Source organism: Caballeronia sp. (assembly GCF_028292365.1).
GTDB lineage: Bacteria > Pseudomonadota > Gammaproteobacteria > Burkholderiales > Burkholderiaceae > Caballeronia.
This window is the reverse complement of sequence record NZ_JAQGMM010000332.1, coordinates 1-4,216: the sequence shown is the minus strand read 5'-3', so window position 1 is coordinate 4,216 and position 4,216 is coordinate 1. Positions and strand designations below refer to the sequence as shown.

The 4,216-nt window shown below is 58.2% G+C and carries 2 protein-coding genes; both read left to right on the top strand.

Features of this window, described 5'->3' with window-relative positions:
- Positions 1-5 precede the first annotated feature (5 nt).
- Positions 6-749, top strand: coding sequence for a hypothetical protein (locus JWR14_RS20250; protein ID WP_299710417.1), 744 nt, complete (start codon positions 6-8; stop codon positions 747-749).
- 169 nt (positions 750-918) lie between these two features.
- Complete coding sequence (locus JWR14_RS20245; RefSeq protein ID WP_299710414.1) at positions 919-3,831, top strand: EAL domain-containing protein; 2,913 nt, start codon at positions 919-921, stop codon at positions 3,829-3,831.
- Positions 3,832-4,216: the final 385 nt, after the last annotated feature.

Genomic DNA, 4,216 nt, shown 5'->3' with positions numbered 1-4,216 from the left:
GACATATTGAACATGGTGAACGTGCAGAGCGGCTCGAGCGGGCAGTTGTACAGGCTCAGGAGAAGCGCGAGTCCCTGCCTTTTACGATCCGTATTGTTCGTGAAAGCGCCGACCTTGAAAAAGTCGTCGAGATCCGGCGCATGGCTTATGGACGGCATTTGCCGGCTTTTGCCCAAAAACTGGGCATTGAGGAATGCGATCGGGACCCGGGTGTGGCCGTGCTTCTCGCGGAATCGAAGCTGGATGGCGCGCCGCTGGGTACCATGCGGATTCAGACCAACGAATACGCGCCGCTGGCAGTGGAACAATCGGTGCGTCTGCCTGACTGGCTGGCCGGTAGCCGCCTGGCGGAAGCCACCCGGCTGGGTGTCGCGGGCGGCGGGGTGGGCCGGGTTGTCAAGGTAATGCTTTGCAAGGCCTTGTGGCTTTATTGCGAGCAGCAGCTGGTCGACTATATGGTTATTACTGCGCGTTCGCCGCTGGACAAGGAATATGAAGGCATGCTGTTCGAAGATGTATTTGGAGAAAAAGAATTCCTGCCGATGGCGCATGTTGGCGGATTGCCTCACCGGGTACTTGCAAAAGACGTGATGGCGGCTCGGCGCCGTTGGGAGGAAGCGAAGCATCCGTTATTCCAGTTCATGGTGCATACGCATCATCCGGATCTGGATTTACGGACGTCGGATTTATCTTTCCAGCAGGAACCGGTACGATGCCCGGAGGCACCGCAAATTGCTTACGGCAGGTAATAGAAGATAGCCCGGCCGTTCATTGACCGAGGCCACAAAGAAGACGGTGGCGATTCATTGCTGTTTCGCCACCGCCGGCGCGACGTCTGTCGCGCAACACGGGGGATTAAAAGGTATGGCGTCGGTTGCCTTATTTTCGCGGGCGAAGTCCGGATATACCGGGTCAAATATGGACCGGTTTCTGTACGCGTTCGCCGTCTATATTGTCCCGACATTGATTGCTCTCGGCACCCTCGCCACGCTGGTGTGGGGAACGCCTCAATTCGATTCAAGGGGTGGCCTCACGCTGCCCCTTCACGTCCTAAAAGACCCGTCCGGAACGCTCGATCCCGCTACCGCGCTTGAGCGGATGCCTACGGCAGTCTTGTCCAACCGGTTCAACACACAGCTCGCTGAAACGCCGTTCTGGTTTGAATTCGCGGTTCCGAACATGAGCCAGGATCAGACGACGTACGCGGAATTACCGTCGCGCCACGCGCAAACGCTGTCGTGCTGGATTGCGTCGACCATGCAGCCGCTCGGCAGCGCCGACCGCCTGACCACGACCAACGAATTCAGCCAGGTCAAGGCGGGTTTCGCACTGCATCTCGGTCATCTCGCGCAGCCAGTCAACGTGCTGTGCCGTGGCACTTTTTCCGGGCCGGCACAAATTTCCGCGGCGGCCTGGAGCGGTCCGATGCTGCGGAAGAGCGCGCTCGACTTCCAGGAAAATTCGGGGTTGATCGCGGGCGGCCTGCTGACGCTGGCCGTTTTCGTTTTTGTCACAGCAATGATCAACCGCGAATGGACCTATGTAATCTTCGCGGTCTGGCTTGTCGGCAACCTGCGGTTGTGTGCGAACGCCATGGGTTGGGACATGGAGTGGATCGGTCGCGTGATCCCGCCGGATTACCTGCAGATCATCCGGCAACTGACATTCGCCGTGTATTACCTTCTGACGGCCGCATTGTTCAGTTCGTTGTTTCGGCGCGAGCTAAAGGTCATTGGGTATAAATGGCTCCTCAGGATCGTGCATTACGTTGGGCTTGTGCTGCTTGGCGCTGCCATCGTGTTGCCGTACGCACGCTTTATCCCGACGCTCTGGGTCATCACCGGGTTCGGCGTCTTCGTGCTGATCTTCCTGCTGGCGCGGCTCGTCTGGATGACCCGCTCGCGCACCGTGATGTGGTACGTGGGCTCGCTGAGCATCGTGCTGTTCGCGACATTTTCCGAAGTCATGGGCGCGGCGTTCGGCATCAAGTTGCTGGTCGGCGGCGTCAATACGGTGATGGCCGCGCTGTCGTCGAGCATGATGGCTGCCTTCGCCATTGCCGAGCAGATGCGCGCCGAACGGGAACACCGGCGCCAGGCGCAAACCGAATTACGCAATACCTATGACGTGACGCCCATTGGCCTGTTTACGCTCGACAGCGCCGGTCATTTCGTGCGCGCGAATCCCGCGTTGCGGACCATGCTGTCGCTGCAGAAAACCGAGTACAAGGTTCGGCACTGGAACGACTACTTCGAATCGGGTGCATGGGGTGCTTTGCAGGCGCTGGCATCGAAGGGAAGTGAAGGCGAACTTGAGATGGGCGGCGCGTCGTCGCGGGGCAACGGCGAACGCCGTTTCCTGCTCAAGGCCACGCGCTCGAACGGCTGGATCGAAGGCTCGCTGCAGGATGTGACCGAGCGTTCGAAAGCGATCGAACGACTGCGGTTCCTGGCTGAACACGATCCGCTCACAGGGTCGCTGAACCGGCGCGGCGTGGAAAAGGCTATCGCTGCACAAAGCGAGGAAGGGACGTCCTGGGCGCTCGCGTACGTGGACCTGGATCGCTTCAAGCTCGTCAACGACCTTTTCGGCCATCGTGCCGGCGACGAAGTCCTGAAGCAGGTTGCCACCCGCACGCGGGCGTTGTTTTCAGCCGGGTTTCCGTTCGGGCGGATTGGCGGCGACGAATTCGTCTGCGTGATGGGTGATATGTCGATAGACGAAGCCATCGACTGCTGCCAGCACCTGATCAGTGCGTTGAGCGATGCCCCGTATCAGGTCGGCAACCGTGCGTTCCAGGTGAAGGCATCGGTGGGACTGGTGGAGTGCTCGCACGGCGTGCGTGTGCAGGACGCGCTCTCGCACGCGGACCGTGCGTGCCGCGAGGCCAAGAAAAGTTCGAACGCGCGGATGGTGACGTACCGCAAGGGTGCGGCGGCGTTCGAGGAGCGGGCAGAGGAATTGAAGCTGGTTGAAACGCTGGGGCGCAATCGACTGCCTCCGGGTCTTTTCCTCGTGATGCAGCCGATCATGTCGCTGACCGCGCCTACCGAATCGCTTAATTTCGAGGTGTTACTGCGCATGCGCGCGCCCGACGGCGCAACCTTGCCGGCCGGCAAGGTGATTGTGGCGGCGGAAGAGTCCGGCAACATTGCGGCTATCGATAAATGGGTGATCACCACGTTGCTTGAGTGGATTGAGAAACATCAGGCGTCGCTCACGAATACGCGTTTCATTTGCGTCAATCTCAGCGGTGGTTCGCTGAATGACGAGCAATTCATGGAAGACGTCTTTGCGTTGTTCGCACGCTTTCGGCATATCGTGCCTTATCTTTGTCTCGAGATTACTGAGAGTGTCGCGTTGCATGATCTCGGCAATACACAGCGCTTTATCTCGCGGGTTCATGAGATGGGCGGCAAGATTGCCCTCGACGATTTCGGCGCGGGGTATACCTCGTTTAAATATCTCAAGGATCTCTCCGCCGATGCACTCAAGATCGATGGCGAGTTTATTCGGACGATGTGCGCGCATCCGGCTGATATAGCCATTGTTGAGGCTATTGTTGCTCTTGCGCGCAATCTTGGAATGCGTAGTGTCGCGGAGTGGGTTGAGGATGTGGATACGCTGCGCGCGCTGAAGGAAATAGGCGTGGATTACGTACAGGGCTATCTTATTGCGAAGCCGCAGGAAAGTAGTGCGATTCTTGCCGCTTCATCGGCGGCGAGTTTTGTAAAGGATTCGGACGTGGTGCAGTTTATCGACAGTATTGTTGTGCCGGATAAGACGCTGGCTTTTACTTTCGATGTAATCGCTAAAGCGGGGTTGCACTGAGGGTGGGGTGGGATTGTTGCGAGGTTCAGTGTTAGCGGTTCCGGGGCAATGCCGGGTTGCTGCTTTCTAGGTTTGTGCTCTGCTTGAGTTAGCTAATTTCTTTACCACTATTAGCCACTGCGCGTGGCAGCGCGTCATTTCCTGGTCCTTAGCGACAAAGAAACGAAGCAAAGAAAGCGCTTTTAAAACCCGCTACCCTAAGTGTCCACAGCGTGCAGTTTTCATTCATAGGTGCCCCAAAAGCACGGTGCTCGCCAAAGCGAAGGATGTGTGAAACCCTCCTTCTCACGAATCCTGACATGAACACGCTTCGCCACCAGTGCTCTCGGGCAAGCACGAGTTGCCAAGGCGCCCGCACGGCCCCATGCCTCTCTACCGCTTCACT

What these genes read in the sequence shown, in the direction of transcription:
- JWR14_RS20245 (WP_299710414.1), top strand. Translation starts at nt 919, where the DNA reads ATGGACCGGTTTCTGTACGCGTTCGCCGTCTATATTGTCCCGACATTG.